Below are 13,788 nucleotides of genomic sequence, written 5' to 3'. Positions count from 1 at the left end.
CTGCGCCCGATCTACGCGCAGACCGCCGCCTACGGCCACTTCGGCCGCGAACTCCCCGACTTCACCTGGGAGCGCACCGACCGCGTCGACGCCCTGCGCGCCGCCGCCGGCCTGTAGGTCGCCCCGCGGGCCAACCGCACCTGACGAACGGCCCCGGACCCATCGGTCCGGGGCCGTTCGCTGTCGGTGGCATTTGGTAAGAATGCAGTGTGAGCAGCGCGAACGATTCCCCGCCGGAACAGCTCGCCCTGATCCGGGAGATGGTCGCCGAGGCCAAGGCCAAGGCGCCCAAGGCCAAACCGCGGACCTGGCGCGGAGCCGCCCTCGCCGAGGAACTGCCGGTCGCCCGGGTCCTCGTCAACAAGGGCGTCCTCCACCTCGACCGGCCGTTCGACTACGCCGTGCCCGCCGAACTCTCCGAGGTGGCGCAGCCCGGCGTCCGCGTCCGGGTCCGGTTCGGCGCCGGTTCCCACCGGGTGCACGGCGGCCGCCGCGAGGGCGGCGGCCTCATCGACGGGTTCATCGTCGAGCGGCGCGCCGATTCCGACTACGACGGGGCACTGGCCGCCCTGGCCCAGGTCGTCTCGCCCGAGGTGGTCCTCGGCCCCCGCATGCTGGCCCTGACCCAGGCCGTCGCCGACCGCTACGCCGGCAGCCTCGCCGACGTCCTCCAGCTCGCCCTGCCGCCGCGCAACGCCCGCGCCGAGGCGAAGCCCTCGCCCGAGCCCCTGCCCCCGCCCCCCGCGCCCGACCCGGGCGGCTGGCAGCGGTACGGCGCCGGACCCGGCTTCCTGCGGGCCCTCGCCGGCGGCGGCACCCCCCGCGCGGTGTGGACCGCCCTGCCGGGCCCCGGCTGGGCGGACGAACTGGCCCGCGCGATGGCCGCCGCCCTCGCCTCCGGCCGCGGCGCCCTCGCCGTCGTCCCCGACGGGCGCACCGCCTCCCGGGTCGACGCGGCGCTCACCGCCCTGCTCGGCGAGGGCCGGCACGCGCTGCTCACCGCCGAATCCGGCCCCGAGAAGCGCTACCGGCAGTGGCTGGCCGTCAGCCGGGGCTCCGTGCGCGCCGTCGTCGGCACCCGGGCCGCGATGTTCGCCCCCGTACGGGACCTCGGGCTCGTCGCCGTCTGGGACGACGGCGACTCCAGCCACTCCGACGACCGGGCACCCTTCCCGCACGTCCGGGAGGTACTGGAACTGCGCGCGGTCACCGACGGCTGCGGGTTCCTCGCCGGGAGCACCAGCTGCACCGTGGAGGCCGCCCAACTGGTCGAGTCCGGTTGGGCCCGGCCGCTGACCGCCGACCGGGAGACGGTCCGCGCCGTCGCGCCCCGGATCCGGACCGTGGGCGACGAACTCCTCGCCCGTGACGGCGCCGCCCGGGCCGCGCGACTGCCCAGCCTGGCCTGGGAAACCGTCCGGGAGGGCCTCAAGTCCGGCCCCGTCCTCGTTCAGGTGCCGCGCCGCGGCTACGTGCCCCGACTCGCCTGCGAGCGGTGTCGCGCCCCCGCCCGCTGCACGGTGTGCGCCGGACCGCTGGAGGCCCCCGACGAGCGCGACCTGCACTGCGGGTGGTGCGGGCGGGCGGAGCCGGCCTGGCACTGCGAGGAGTGCGGGGGGTTCCGGCTGCGGGCCCAGGTGGTGGGCGCGCGGCGGACCGCCGAGGAACTCGGGCGGGCCTTCCCGGCCGTGCCCGTACGGACCTCCGGGCGCGACCACGTGCTGGACGAGGTGCCGGACCGGCCCGCGCTCGTGGTGTGCACGCCGGGCGCCGAGCCGGTCGCGACGGGCGCCGGCTACGCGGCCGCGCTGCTCCTCGACGGCTGGGCCATGCTGACCCGGCCCGACCTGCGGGCGGGGGAGGAGGCGCTGCGCCGCTGGATCGCCGCCTCCTCCCTGGTACGGCCCGACGGACAGGTGGTGGTGGTCGCCGAGCCGACGCTGCGGCCCGTGCAGGCCCTGGTCCGGTGGGACCCGGTGGGTCACGCCGTACGGGAACTGGCGGAGCGCGCCCAGTTGGGGTTCCCGCCGGTCTCCCGGATGGCGGCGGTGGCCGGTCGGGGGGACGCCCTGGAGGCCTTCCTCGCGGCCGCCGCCCTGCCCCCCGACGCCGAGGTCCTGGGCCCCGTACCGCTGCCCGGCCGGCGCGGGGAGCCCTCGCCCGGCGAGCGGGCGCTGGTACGGGTCCCGCCCGGGAGCGGGGCCGCGCTGGCCGCGGCCCTCAAGTCGGCGCAGGCCGCCCGCATGGCGCGCGGGGTCCCGGTGGCGGAGGCGGTCCGGGTCCGCATCGACCCGTCGGACATCGGCTGACCGGGCAACCGGCCGCCACCCGGCCCGGTGGCACCCGCGGCCCGGGAACGCCGACGCCCCGGCGGGGTGACCGGTGCGGTCACCCCGCCGGGGCGGGTGGTGCGGAGCCGGGCCCGGGCCGTCGGGGGTCGGCGACCCGGCGGAGGGCTCCGGGTCAGCCGTTGCGCGGGCCGGGGAACGCCGGGGTCCGCGGGGCCGGCGCGGCCGACGAGGTCGGGGCCCCCGCCGCGGAGTCCTCGCGGACGGGCTGGGGCGGGACCGAGCGGGCCGCCGGGATCGTGGGCAGGGGGCCCAGGGTCCGGGTGGTGGTGCCCTCGGCGGGCTGCTCGGCGGCCTCGGTGGTCTGCGCGCGGCGGGCCCCGTAGCGGCGGTGCACCGCCTGCTTGGTCACGCCGAGCGCCGAGCCGACGGCGTCCCACGAGAATCCGAGGGAGCGGTCGAAGTCCACGGCCGCGGTGACCAGCGTCTCGACGCTGTCCCGGAGTTCCTGCGCGAGGCGGACGGTGGGTGCCGGTGCCCTGCCGTAGACGACGAAGCCCGTGGAGGGACCGGAGCGGCGCGGGCGGTACACGTTGCCGAGCTGGGCGGTGAGCGTACGCAGAGCGTCCACTTGCCGGCGAACCCGCTCGATGTCCCGTACCAGGAGGTGCAGGCTGGCCCGTGCTTGGGCGTCATGGGTGGCGTGGTCGGCCATGGAGAAGCCTCTCGAACCGGTGCTGAAGAGCGGATGGGGCCGCAGACACCGTTCTCATGCGCGGCCCGTTTCGGTCAATCTCTCTTGACCAACGCGTCACCCGGCGCCCAGGTCACGCACCGGGGGCGTGTCGGCATATGCGAGAGGCGCGCGGGTCCGCGTACGCCCCCTCGGGACCGCAGGTGGGCGGCCTCGCGGAGGCCCCATAGACTGGTGTGCTGCTGACAGCCCGGATAGCGAGGTAGGACCCAAGTGAAGCTGGTCTTCGCAGGCACCCCCGAGGTCGCCGTGCCCGCCCTGGACGCCCTCCTCGCCTCCGGGCGGCACGAGGTCGCCGCCGTCGTCACACGGCCCGACGCCCCCGCCGGACGCGGTCGCCGGCTGGTCGCCAGTCCCGTCGCGCAGCGCGCGGAGGAGGCCGGGATCGAGATCCTCAGGCCCGCCCGCCCGCGCGACGAGGAGTTCCAGGCCCGGCTGCGCGAGATCGCCCCGGACTGCTGCCCCGTCGTGGCCTACGGCGCGCTGCTCCCCAAGAGCGCCCTGGACATCCCCCGCCACGGATGGGTCAACCTGCACTTCTCCCTGCTGCCCGCCTGGCGCGGCGCGGCACCCGTGCAGCACTCCGTCATGGCCGGGGACGAGGTCACCGGCGCCTCCACCTTCCGCATCGAGGAAGGCCTCGACACCGGCCCGGTCTTCGGGATCCTCACCGAGGACGTCCGCCCGACCGACACCAGCGGCGACCTGCTGACCCGCCTCGCCTTCGCCGGCGCCGGACTGCTCGCCGCGACGATGGACGGCATCGAGGACGGCACCCTGCGCGCCGTGGAGCAGCCCGCCGACGGGGTGTCCCACGCGTCGAAGATCACCGTCGAGGACGCCCGGATCGACTGGGCCGCGCCGGCGCTGCGCGTCGACCGGGTCGTGCGCGGCTGCACCCCGGCGCCGGGCGCGTGGACCGTCTTCCGGGGGGAGCGGCTCAAGCTGATCTCCGTCGGCCCGGTGGCGGACCGCACGGACCTGGAGCCCGGCGTGCTCGCCCCCGCCAAGAACAACGTGTACGTCGGCACCGGCTCGCACGCCGTCGAGCTGCTGTGGGTCCAGCCGCAGGGCAAGAAGCCGATGAAGGCCGCCGACTGGGCCCGCGGGGTGCGGATCGCGCCCGGCGAGCGCCTCGGCGGGGCCGACGTAGGCTGAACCCGGCGGTGACGGCCCCGCCGGCGGGTGCCCGCGCACCCCGCCGGTCCGACCCCTCCGCACCTCCACCGCACATTCGCAGCACTCGTACCTCCGGAGCACCTTTCACGTGAGCGAACAGCCTCGTCAGCCCAACCGGCGTCCGGCCGGCGGCGGCAAGCCGTCCGGCAAGCAGGCCATGCCCTACCGCCGGCCGCAGAAGGACCCCGTCCGCATGCTGGCCTTCGAAGTGCTGCGGGCGGTGGACGAGCGCGACGCCTACGCGAACCTCGTCCTGCCCCCGCTGCTGCGCAAGGCCCGTCAGGACGAGAGCTTCCAGGCGCGGGACGCGGCGCTGGCCACCGAGCTCGTCTACGGGACGCTGCGCCGCCAGGGCACCTACGACGCGGTGATCAAGGCCTGCATCGACCGGCCCCTGCGGGAGGTGGACCCGCCGGTGCTGGACGTGCTCTCGCTCGGAGCGCACCAGCTCCTGGGCACCCGCATCCCCACCCACGCGGCCGTTTCGGCGAGCGTCGAGCTGGCCCGGGTCGTGCTCGGTGACGGCCGGGCCAAGTTCGTGAACGCGGTGCTCCGCAAGATCGCCGCGCACGATCTGGACGGCTGGCTGGAGCGGGTGGCACCGCCGTACGAGGACGACGCCGAGGAACACCTCGCGGTGTACCACTCCCACCCCCGCTGGGTCGTCAGCGCGCTGTGGGACGCGCTGGGCGGCGGGCGCGCCGGGATCGAGGACCTCCTCGAAGCCGACAACGAGCGGCCCGAGGTGACGCTGGTGGCCCGGCCGGGCCGCTCCACCCCCGAGGAACTGCTGGAGGCGGTCGGCGAGGACTCGGCGCTGCCGGGTCGCTGGTCCCCGTACGCCGTCCGGATGGCCGAGGGCGGCGAGCCGGGCGCGCTGGAGGCGGTCCGCGACGGACGCGCCGGCGTGCAGGACGAGGGCAGCCAGCTGGTGGCGATGGCCCTGGCGGCGGTGCCGGTCGAGGGCCGCGACGCGCGCTGGCTCGACGGCTGCGCCGGCCCCGGCGGCAAGGCGGCCCTGCTGGGCGCGCTGGCCGCGCAGCGCGGGGCGTTCCTGCTGGCCTCCGAGAAGCAACCGCACCGGGCGCGGCTCGTGGGGCAGGCGTTGGCCGGCAACCCCGGCCCGTACCAGGTGATCGCGGCCGACGGCACGCGGCCCCCGTGGCTGCCGGGCTCCTTCGACCGGGTCCTGGTGGACGTCCCCTGCTCCGGGCTGGGCGCGCTCCGGCGCCGCCCGGAGGCCCGCTGGCGGCGCCGCCCCGAGGACCTGGAGGGCTTCGCGCCGCTCCAGCGCGGGCTGCTCCGGCAGGCGTTGGCAGCGGTGCGGGTGGGCGGCGTCGTCGGCTACGCGACCTGCTCCCCGCACCTGGCGGAGACCCGGGTGGTCGTGGAGGACGTCCTGAAGGGCCGGGGCGCCGCTGCGGCGCCGGTGGCGGCCGAACTGATCGACGCCCGCCCCTACATGGCGGGCGTACCGGCGCTGGGCGACGGCCCGGACGTCCAGCTGTGGCCGCACCTGCACGGCACGGACGCCATGTACCTGGCGCTGCTGCGACGCACGGCGTAACGGCCGGTCGGTCGCCGCCCGCGGGCGGCGGGTGGGGGTCAGGAGTGGAAGTCGCGCTCCCAGCGGTGCTTCGCCAGGATCGCGAGCTGCTCGGGGGAGAGGGGCCGGCCGTCCCCGACGGCGGTGTTGCGCTCCACGTTGCGCACGGTGCGCATGCCGGGGATGACCGTGGAGACGGCCGGGGAGCTGAGGACGAAGCGCAGGGCGGTCTCCGCGAGCTCCTCGGTGGTGATGCCCAGGTCGGCGGTGATGGCCTCGACGGGCCGCTGGACCCGCGCGGGCCGGTCGCCGCGGAAGTGGCGGGCGCGGAAGTCCCCTTCGGGGAAGGTGGTGCCGGCGGTGACGCGGCCGGTGAGGCCGCCCTCGTCGAGCGCCACCCGGACGATGACGCCGACGCCGTGCTCCTCGCGGGCGGGGAACAGCGCGTCGGCCGGTGACTGGTCGAAGACGTTGTGGATGACCTGCACGGTGTCCACCACGCCGCTGCGGACGAGGGCGAGGGCGCTCTCGGGCCGGTGGTCGTTGACGGACACGCCGAACAGCCGGATGTACCCCCGCTGCTTCAGGTCGGCGACGGTCTCCAACCAGTCGCCGCGGTCGACCCACTCGTCGCTCCGGACGTGGAACTGCAGGACGTCGAAGTGGTCCAGGCCGGAGGCCGACAGGCTGCTCTCCAGGCTCGCGCGGATGTGCGCGCCGGGGAAGGCTCGGCCGGGTCGATGCCCCCGGGAGCGGGCCACAGGCCGTTCTTCGGGGGCACTTCGGTCGCCACGTACACCTGGTCGCCGGAGCGTTCGCGGACCACGCGGCCGACGATCCGTTCGCTCTCCCCGTAACCGCGCGCGGTGTCGACGAAGTTCACGCCGAGATCGACGGCCCGGTGCAGGGCGCGCACCGACTCGTCCTCGCCGGCCCCCGACCAGCCGGCGCCGCCGATGCCCCAGGCGCCGTAGCCGATCTCGGAAACGGACAGGTCACTGCTTCCCAGCGGGCGGTTGTGCACGGTGGTCGTCCTCCGTGTTCGTGGTGCGCAAGGGGTGGGTGCTCCGAGGCGCGGGCGTCCCCTGCGGGCCGGTACGGCGCTCGCGGAGCGGGGACAGGAGCATCGGGACGCAGGAGAGGGACAGGACGGCGGCGCCGGCCCACAGGGCCGTGTGCAGGGTGGTGAGTTCGGCGAGGAGGCCCGAGGCGGCGGAGCCGAGGGCGAGGGCGCCGGTCAGGATGAAGCGGAAGGTGGCGTTCATGCGGCCCAGGAGCGGGTCCGGGGTGAGGTGCTGGCGCAGGCTCACGCCCAGGACGTTGTCGCAGCCGATCTTCGCCATGCACAGCAGCCAGCCGGCCCCGGCGAGCCAGAGCCACGCCCCCCGGTCCAGCAGGGGCACCAGCAGGGCCGCCGGGGTCAGGGTCAGTACGAGGGCGCGGCCGTAGCCGACCCGGGCGGACAGCGGGCGGGCGAGGCGGGCGCCGAGGAGCAGCCCGGCACCGCCGGCGGCCCAGAACGCCCCGAGGGCGGCGGCGGACAGTCCGAGTTCCCGTACGAACAGCACGGGGAGCATGGCGTTGATGACGGCCCCGCCCAGGTTGTTCAGGCCCGCCGCCAGGGCCAGCGCGCGCAGCTCCGGGTGGCCCAGTACGTGTCTCAGGCCCTCGGTGATCCGGGTGTGCAGCGGGGTCCGCCCGGTGGCGGGCGGCGCCGGGGCGGGCCGGATCCGCAGCAGGCCGATCGCGGAGACGAGGTGGCAGGCGGCGGAGCAGGCCAGGGCGACGGGCGCGGTCAGGAGGGCGATCAGCGCCCCGCCGGCGCCCCGCCCGGCGATGTTCGCGACGGCCATCAGGGTCACGACGGCCGCGTTCGCCCGGACCAGGCCGTCCCGGCCGACCAGTCGGGGGAGCACGCTCTGCGCCCCGACGTCGGAGAAGACGGTGGCGCAGCCGGTGAGCAGGACGACCGCGTACAGCTGGGGGAGGGCCAGGGTGCCCAGCCACCAGGACAGCGGGAGGGAGGCCAGGAGCACGGCGCGGGCGAGGTCGGCGGCCACGAGGACCTCGCGGGTGCGCAGGCGGTCCACCCAGGCGCCGGCCGGCAGACCGATGAGGAGGAAGGCGGCGGTGGAGAGCGCCGCGAGGGCGCCGACCTGGCCGGCGCTCGCGTCCAGCGCGGTGAGGGCGAGGAGGGGGACGGCGACGTGTCCGGAGTTGGCGGCGAACTGGTCGAGGGTCGTGGCGCCGAAGAGGGCGCGGAAGTCCTTGCTGCGCCAGGGGCCGCCGGGCGGCGGGACGGGGGCGGGCGTGCCGGTCGTGCCGGGGGCCGTACTGCCGGGTGAGACGGGGGCGCCGCCGTCGGCCGGTGAGGGAGCGGATGCCATGCCGGGTGGGACTCCTCCTGGGTGGCCGGGCGCCGCCGGGTGGCGACTGTCATGGACACAACGTTGGACTGGTGTCACACCGAAGGGCAAGTGAAAAATCGTTCATGATCACTTAAGCGTCGCTACCACGAAACCGAGTTCCGGGGCCATGGCCGGAAGTGGCCGAGGGCATGGCAGGCTTGGGGCATGGCCGTTCAGATCAATCCCAGCATCCTGTCCGCCGACTTCGCCCGACTCGCCGAGGAGGCGAGGGCCGTCGAGGGCGCCGACTGGCTGCACGTCGACGTCATGGACAACCATTTCGTCCCGAACCTGACCCTCGGCGTGCCGATCGTGGAGTCGCTCAGCCGCGCCACGGACATCCCGCTGGACCTGCACCTCATGATCGAGGACCCGGACCGCTGGGCCCCGCAGTACGTGGAGGCCGGCGCCGGGTCGGTGACCTTCCACGCCGAGGCCGCCGCCGCGCCGGTGCGACTGGCGCGCGAGATCCGGGCCAAGGGCGCCCGGGCGGCCATGGCGCTCAAGCCGGGCACCCCGATCGAGCAGTACGAGGACATCCTCCCCGAGCTCGACATGGTGCTGATCATGACGGTCGAACCGGGCTTCGGCGGGCAGTCCTTCCTGGACATCATGCTGCCCAAGGTGCGCCGCACCCGTGAGCTGATCGCCAAGCACGGCCTGGACCTGTGGCTCCAGGTCGACGGCGGGGTCTCGGCCTCGACGATCGAGCGGGTCGCGGAGGCCGGCGCGGACGTGTTCGTGGCCGGTAGCGCCGTCTACGGAGCCGTCGATCCCGCCGCCGCCGTGCGGACCCTGCGCGAGCAGGCGGGCGCGGCGATCGCCGCCGCGCCGTGGGCTTGCGACCACTGAGCCAAGCGTTGATGAACAGCTCGGTGAACGGAAGCCGTCCGGGCTGATCAACGGCCGTCGGATCTGACAGGATGAACGGCGAGTCGAGAGTGTGAACACGACAGTGTGAACAGCAGTGAGGAGAACGCGGTGTCTGCAATGTCGGCGGGACGGTCAGCCCTGCGGATGGGACCCGCGGAGCTGGTGCAGGCGGCGGCCATGGCGCGCCGCTTCTACCTGGAGGGCAAGTCCAAGATCCAGATCGCCGAGGAGTTCGGCGTGAGCCGCTTCAAGGTGGCCCGGGTCCTGGAGACCGCCCTCGAACGCGACCTCGTACGCATCGAGATCCGGGTGCCGGCCGAACTGGACGCGGAGCGCTCCGACGCGCTGCGCGCCCGTTACGGGCTGCGGCACGCCGTCGTGGTGGAATCGCCGGCCGACGCCACCGAGGACGCCCCGGACCCGGAGAACCTCGGCGCGGTCGCGGCCGACCTGCTGGGCGAGCTCGTCAACGAGGGCGACGTGCTGGGCCTCGCGTGGGGGCGCTCCACCATCCACATGGCCGCCTCACTGCACCGACTGCCCCCGTGCACCGTCGTCCAGCTGACCGGCGTGTACGACGCCGGCACCGCCGAGCGCGGGTCGGTCGAGGCCGTGCGCAGGGCCGCGCAGGTGTCCGGCGGCGACGCCCACCCCATCTACGCGCCGATGCTGCTGCCCGACCCCGCGACCGCGGCCGCGCTGCGCGGTCAGACCGGGATCGCGCGGGCCTTCGAGTACTTCGACAAGGTGACCGTCGCGGCCGTGTCGATCGGCTCCTGGGAGCCGGGCATCTCCACCGTGCACGACATGCTGACCGACGAGGAGCGGGCGCACTACGCCTCGCTGGGCGTGGCGGCCGAAATGTCCGCCCATCTGTTCGATGCCGACGGGCGTCGGGTGGGGCGGGACCTGGGCGAGCGGTGCATCACCGTGGAGGCGGACCGGCTGCGTCGGATCCCCGAGGTGGTGGCCATCGCGGGCGGGCTGCGCAAGGCCTCCGCGATCGGCGCGGTGCTCCGCTCGGGCCTGGTGACCAGCCTCGTCACCGACACCGCGGTCGCCGACTACCTGCTCACCGAGTCCGCTCCGGGCCTCCGGCCGGCACTGGACCGGGCCGACCCCGACGACTGACCGGGCCGGCCGGGCGCGCTTCCCGGTCGCGTGATCGGGATGGTGCCGGAATCGAGACCCGAACAGCGGACCGCGAGGCGCCCCCGGGGGCGCATACTGGATTCAATGACTAAGTCAGCAGTACCTCGCCGCCATTTGCCGTCCAGCCCGTTCAAGGCCCCCGTGGAACCGCCGCTCCGGCAGTTCAGCGTCGGCGACCGGGTGACTCACGACGAGCACGGCCTCGGCCGTGTCGTCGGTGTTGAGGAGGGAATCGCCGTTCTCGTCGACTTCGGTTCGATCCAGTGCCGCGTCCTGAGTCCGTACACCAAGATGGCCGCTCTCTGAGGCGACCGGGCGATTCGCGAGCGAATCGGATATTTGGCACGATCGGTGCATGATCTTTCGGAGCGTGCCCCGATCACTGCTGCGCGTGCTGGGGGCGCTGTTCCTCTGTGCCGCGCTGGCCGGTGTGGTGGGCTGCGGCGGTGACTCCGCCCCGGCCCCGCCCGCCACCGCCGAGGCCTCCTCCGGCGGCGAGCCCACGGGACGCCCCGCGCTGCCCGGGTGGGCGAAGGGGATGGCGACCGTACGCGCCGACGCGCTGCCGCAGCAGGCGCGCGAAGTGCTCGCCCTGATCGACAAGGGCGGACCGTACGCGTACCGGCAGGACGGCACCGTCTTCGGGAACTTCGAGAAGGTCCTGCCGAAGCAGAAGCGCGGCTACTACCACGAGTTCACCGTGAGGACACCGGGCGAACGGGACCGCGGGGCCCGGCGGATCGTGACGGGGCAGGGCGGGGAGTTCTACTACACGGACGACCACTACGAGACCTTCAAGGCGGTTCTCCGATGACCCTGGACCCGCAGCCGCTCGCCCCCGCCCTCGCCGCCGCCGAGGAGGCGGGCTGGACGACCGTACGGCTCGACCTGGAGGGCGTCCGGAGCAAGACCGCGCTGATGCGCCGCTGCGGACGGGCGCTGCGTGCCCCCGAGTGGTTCGGCGCCAACTGGGACGCCCTCGCCGACGTGCTGACCGACCTCTCCTGGCTGCCCCCGGCCCCCGGCCGGCTGCTCGCCGTCACGTCCTGGCGGGAGTACGCGGAGGCCCGTCCGACGGACTGGGAGACCCTGCGGGAGGTCCTGGAGGAGGCCGTCGACTTCTGGCGGCAGGACGACGACGGCCGGCCGCCCCTCACCGTGCTGCTCGCGGGACCCGCGACGGCCTTCCCGGGCCGGACGCGCCCCGGCGGCGCCGGGAGCTGACGGCCGGCCCCCCTGCGCGCGGGGGCGGGCAGGCCGCCCCCGCGCGGTCAGCAGCGGTCGGTGGGGCGGACCGCCGCCCCTTCCGGGCCCGTCCGGTCAGGGTCCGTCCTTTCGTGGCCCGTCCTTTGGTGGCCCGTTCTTTCGCGGACCGTGGGCATGGTGCTCACGCGTGCCCGGAGGCCTTTCCCGGACCGGCCACGCCGGTCACGAGGTAGTGCTGCATCTCCTCGATGGCCGTGACGTAGGGACGGATCGCGCTGAAGAAGGCGGGGAAGTGCTCGCCCTTGCGGAAGCCGTTCAGGTGGGCGTCGATCGACGTCCAGCGGATCCGCAGGACGTAGCGCTCCGGCTCCTCCTCGCAGCGGGCCAGCTCGTAGTCGAGGCACTCGGGCGAGGCCGCCAGGGCCTCGGCCCCGCGGGCGTACGCCTCCTCGAACGCGGCCCGGTCGGCCGGGGCGATCCGGTAGCGGATGTATTCGACGGTCGTGGTCATGGTGTGCGTGCCTCTCCCCGGGTTCAGGTCGTCCCGGCCACCTTTGCGTGGATCGCGCGCGTCCGGTAGGCACCCGGGCCGTGCGGACCCGGACTTCGTGACGTCCCGGCCCCGCGCGCGTACCGTTCCCGACGGGAGAGCGGGGCGAAGGAGCCGGCTGGTCGTGGGGGGAGGCCCGGACGGCGTCCTCGCGGGACCAAGGTCCCGTAGGAAAGGACCAGCCGGTCCGGAATGTCCTGGACGATCGGCCCGGGCGGCGTGAACCCCCGGTCATGGGAGAATGAAGTACGTGCGTTTCCTCGACTGCCCTGTCGAGGCCATAGAAGGATCCTTCGAACGACTGGGATGTTCAGCACGTGCGTTTCCTCAATGACCTGAAGCCGCCGTACGACCTGACGTACGACGATGTGTTCATGGTGCCGAGCCGCTCCGCGGTCGGTTCCCGCCAGGGCGTCGACCTGTCCTCGCCCGACGGCACCGGCACCACCATTCCACTGGTCGTGGCCAACATGACCGCCATCGCGGGCCGCCGGATGGCCGAGACCGTCGCCCGCCGCGGCGGAATCGTCGTCATCCCGCAGGACATCCCGATCGAGGTCGTCACCGACGTCATCTCCTGGGTGAAGACCCGCCACCTCGTGCTCGACACCCCGATCACGCTGGCACCCACCCAGACCGTCGCCGACGCGATCTCCCTGCTGCCCAAGCGCGCCCACGGCGCCGGCGTCGTCGTCGACGACCAGGGACGTCCGCTCGGTGTCGTCACCGACCACGACCTGACCGGCGTCGACCGCTTCACCCAGCTCTCCGAGGTCATGTCGAAGGAGCTGCTGCTCATCGACGCCGACATGGACCCGCGCGACGCCTTCAACCAGCTCGACGCGGGCCACCGCAAGCTGGCCCCGGCCGTCGACAAGGACGGCAAGCTGGTCGGCATCCTGACCCGCAAGGGCGCCCTGCGCGCCACCCTCTACACCCCCGCCACCGACGCCAACGGCAAGCTGCGCATCGCCGCGGCCGTCGGCATCAACGGCGACTTCGTCGCCAAGGCCAAGCAGCTGCTCGACGCCGGCGCGGACACCATCGTCATCGACACCGCGCACGGCCACCAGGAATCGATGATCAACGCGATCAAGGCCGTCCGCGCGCTGGACCCGCAGGTCCCGATCGTCGCCGGCAACATCGTGGCCGCCGAGGGCGTCAAGGACCTCATCGACGCCGGCGCCGACATCATCAAGGTCGGTGTGGGCCCCGGCGCCATGTGCACCACCCGCATGATGACCGGCGTGGGCCGCCCGCAGTTCTCCGCGGTCCTGGAGTGCGCCGCCGAGGCGAAGAAGTACGGCAAGCACGTCTGGGCCGACGGCGGCGTCCGTCACCCGCGCGACGTGGCCATGGCCCTGGCCGCCGGCGCGTCCAACGTCATGATCGGCTCCTGGTTCGCCGGTACGTACGAGTCCCCGGGCGACCTCCAGCAGTCCGCCGACGGGCGCTTCTACAAGGAGTCCTTCGGCATGGCATCGGCCCGCGCCGTGCGCAACCGCACCTCCGAGGAGTCCGCCTACGACCGCGCCCGCAAGGCGCTGTTCGAGGAGGGCATCTCCACCTCGCGCATGTTCCTCGACCCGACCCGCCCGGGCGTCGAGGACCTGATCGACTCGATCATCGCCGGTGTCCGCTCCTCCTGCACCTACGCGGGCGCGGGCTCCCTCGCGGAGTTCGAGGAGAAGGCCGTCGTCGGCATCCAGTCCGCGGCCGGCTACGCCGAGGGCAAGCCGCTCCACGCCAGCTGGAGCTAGTCCCACCCGTACCGCCGGTGGCCCCGGCCCCACCCCGCGAGGGGTCGGGGCCGGGGCCACCGGCGCACTCCG

The 13,788-nt window shown here is 74.4% G+C and carries 12 protein-coding genes and 1 pseudogene; 9 read left to right on the top strand and 4 right to left on the bottom strand.

Annotated elements, in window-relative coordinates:
* The first annotated feature begins 209 nt into the window (after positions 1–209).
* Positions 210–2,309: a primosomal protein N' gene (locus tag ACFVS6_RS27445; RefSeq protein WP_389707844.1), complete on the top strand. Its 2,100-nt coding sequence runs from the start codon at positions 210–212 to the stop codon at positions 2,307–2,309.
* Positions 2,310–2,463: 154 nt separating this feature from the next.
* Here ACFVS6_RS27445 and ACFVS6_RS27440 read toward each other — a convergent pair whose 3' ends face one another.
* Entirely contained in the window at positions 2,464–3,003 is a 540-nt protein-coding gene (locus ACFVS6_RS27440; protein WP_389707842.1) for a hypothetical protein, read from the bottom strand.
* Positions 3,004–3,255: 252 nt separating this feature from the next.
* Between ACFVS6_RS27440 and fmt the strand changes: the two genes are divergently transcribed.
* Together fmt and ACFVS6_RS27430 are read left to right on the top strand one after the other, a co-directional pair.
* Complete coding sequence (fmt, locus tag ACFVS6_RS27435) at positions 3,256–4,200, top strand: methionyl-tRNA formyltransferase (RefSeq protein ID WP_389707840.1); 945 nt, start codon at positions 3,256–3,258, stop codon at positions 4,198–4,200.
* 178 nt (positions 4,201–4,378) lie between these two features.
* Positions 4,379–5,788 carry an RsmB/NOP family class I SAM-dependent RNA methyltransferase gene (locus ACFVS6_RS27430; RefSeq protein WP_389707858.1) on the top strand — a complete coding sequence of 470 codons (1,410 nt, stop codon included), beginning with the start codon at positions 4,379–4,381 and terminating at the stop codon, positions 5,786–5,788.
* Between the two features lie 38 nt (positions 5,789–5,826).
* Here the strand turns inward: ACFVS6_RS27430 and ACFVS6_RS27425 are convergent.
* Positions 5,827–6,791 (bottom strand): annotated as a pseudogene (locus tag ACFVS6_RS27425) (aldo/keto reductase).
* Positions 6,763–8,154, bottom strand: coding sequence for an MFS transporter (locus ACFVS6_RS27420; protein WP_389707838.1), 1,392 nt, complete (start codon positions 8,152–8,154; stop codon positions 6,763–6,765). The pseudogene ACFVS6_RS27425 and the gene ACFVS6_RS27420 overlap by 29 nt, the downstream one beginning before the upstream one ends.
* Before the next feature lie 186 nt (positions 8,155–8,340).
* Between ACFVS6_RS27420 and rpe the strand changes: the two genes are divergently transcribed.
* The 5 genes from rpe (at position 8,341) to ACFVS6_RS27395 (ending at position 11,424) form a co-directional block, all read left to right on the top strand.
* Positions 8,341–9,027 (top strand): ribulose-phosphate 3-epimerase, encoded by a 687-nt coding sequence (gene rpe / locus ACFVS6_RS27415; protein ID WP_266578278.1) that lies wholly within the window; start codon positions 8,341–8,343, stop codon positions 9,025–9,027.
* Positions 9,028–9,165: 138 nt separating this feature from the next.
* Positions 9,166–10,179, top strand: a complete 1,014-nt coding sequence (locus ACFVS6_RS27410) for a sugar-binding transcriptional regulator (RefSeq protein WP_281205210.1) — start codon at positions 9,166–9,168, stop codon at positions 10,177–10,179.
* Positions 10,180–10,284: 105 nt separating this feature from the next.
* Positions 10,285–10,506: a CarD family transcriptional regulator gene (locus tag ACFVS6_RS27405; protein WP_281205152.1), complete on the top strand. Its 222-nt coding sequence runs from the start codon at positions 10,285–10,287 to the stop codon at positions 10,504–10,506.
* Positions 10,507–10,555: 49 nt separating this feature from the next.
* Positions 10,556–11,014 carry a ribonuclease domain-containing protein gene (locus ACFVS6_RS27400; protein ID WP_389707836.1) on the top strand — a complete coding sequence of 153 codons (459 nt, stop codon included), beginning with the start codon at positions 10,556–10,558 and terminating at the stop codon, positions 11,012–11,014.
* Positions 11,011–11,424, top strand: coding sequence for a barstar family protein (locus ACFVS6_RS27395; protein WP_389707834.1), 414 nt, complete (start codon positions 11,011–11,013; stop codon positions 11,422–11,424). The genes ACFVS6_RS27400 and ACFVS6_RS27395 overlap by 4 nt, the downstream gene beginning before the upstream one ends.
* 163 nt (positions 11,425–11,587) lie before the next feature.
* On the opposite strand, the gene ACFVS6_RS27390 is transcribed toward ACFVS6_RS27395, so the two are convergent.
* Entirely contained in the window at positions 11,588–11,917 is a 330-nt protein-coding gene (locus tag ACFVS6_RS27390) for a putative quinol monooxygenase (protein WP_389707832.1), read from the bottom strand.
* 356 nt (positions 11,918–12,273) lie between these two features.
* Between ACFVS6_RS27390 and ACFVS6_RS27385 the strand changes: the two genes are divergently transcribed.
* Positions 12,274–13,716: a GuaB1 family IMP dehydrogenase-related protein gene (locus tag ACFVS6_RS27385; RefSeq protein WP_389707830.1), complete on the top strand. Its 1,443-nt coding sequence runs from the start codon at positions 12,274–12,276 to the stop codon at positions 13,714–13,716.
* The last annotated feature ends 72 nt before the right edge of the window (positions 13,717–13,788 follow it).

Source organism: Streptomyces sp. NPDC057939 (assembly GCF_042887545.1).
In the GTDB taxonomy this organism is placed as follows: domain Bacteria; phylum Actinomycetota; class Actinomycetes; order Streptomycetales; family Streptomycetaceae; genus Streptomyces.
Note: the sequence above shows the minus strand (reverse complement) of the source record. Positions and strands in the feature narration are given on the sequence as shown.

Excerpts from the sequence above, each read along its gene's own strand:
- ACFVS6_RS27395 (WP_389707834.1), top strand. The coding sequence starts at position 11,011 with ATGACCCTGGACCCGCAGCCGCTCGCCCCCGCCCTCGCCGCCGCCGAG.
- ACFVS6_RS27410 (WP_281205210.1), top strand. The coding sequence starts at position 9,166 with ATGTCGGCGGGACGGTCAGCCCTGCGGATGGGACCCGCGGAGCTGGTG.
- ACFVS6_RS27430 (WP_389707858.1), top strand. The coding sequence starts at position 4,379 with ATGCCCTACCGCCGGCCGCAGAAGGACCCCGTCCGCATGCTGGCCTTC.
- rpe (WP_266578278.1), top strand. The coding sequence starts at position 8,341 with ATGGCCGTTCAGATCAATCCCAGCATCCTGTCCGCCGACTTCGCCCGA.
- ACFVS6_RS27390 (WP_389707832.1), bottom strand. The coding sequence starts at position 11,917 with ATGACCACGACCGTCGAATACATCCGCTACCGGATCGCCCCGGCCGAC.
- ACFVS6_RS27440 (WP_389707842.1), bottom strand. The coding sequence starts at position 3,003 with ATGGCCGACCACGCCACCCATGACGCCCAAGCACGGGCCAGCCTGCAC.
- ACFVS6_RS27400 (WP_389707836.1), top strand. The coding sequence starts at position 10,556 with ATGATCTTTCGGAGCGTGCCCCGATCACTGCTGCGCGTGCTGGGGGCG.
- ACFVS6_RS27405 (WP_281205152.1), top strand. The coding sequence starts at position 10,285 with ATGACTAAGTCAGCAGTACCTCGCCGCCATTTGCCGTCCAGCCCGTTC.
- ACFVS6_RS27420 (WP_389707838.1), bottom strand. The coding sequence starts at position 8,154 with ATGGCATCCGCTCCCTCACCGGCCGACGGCGGCGCCCCCGTCTCACCC.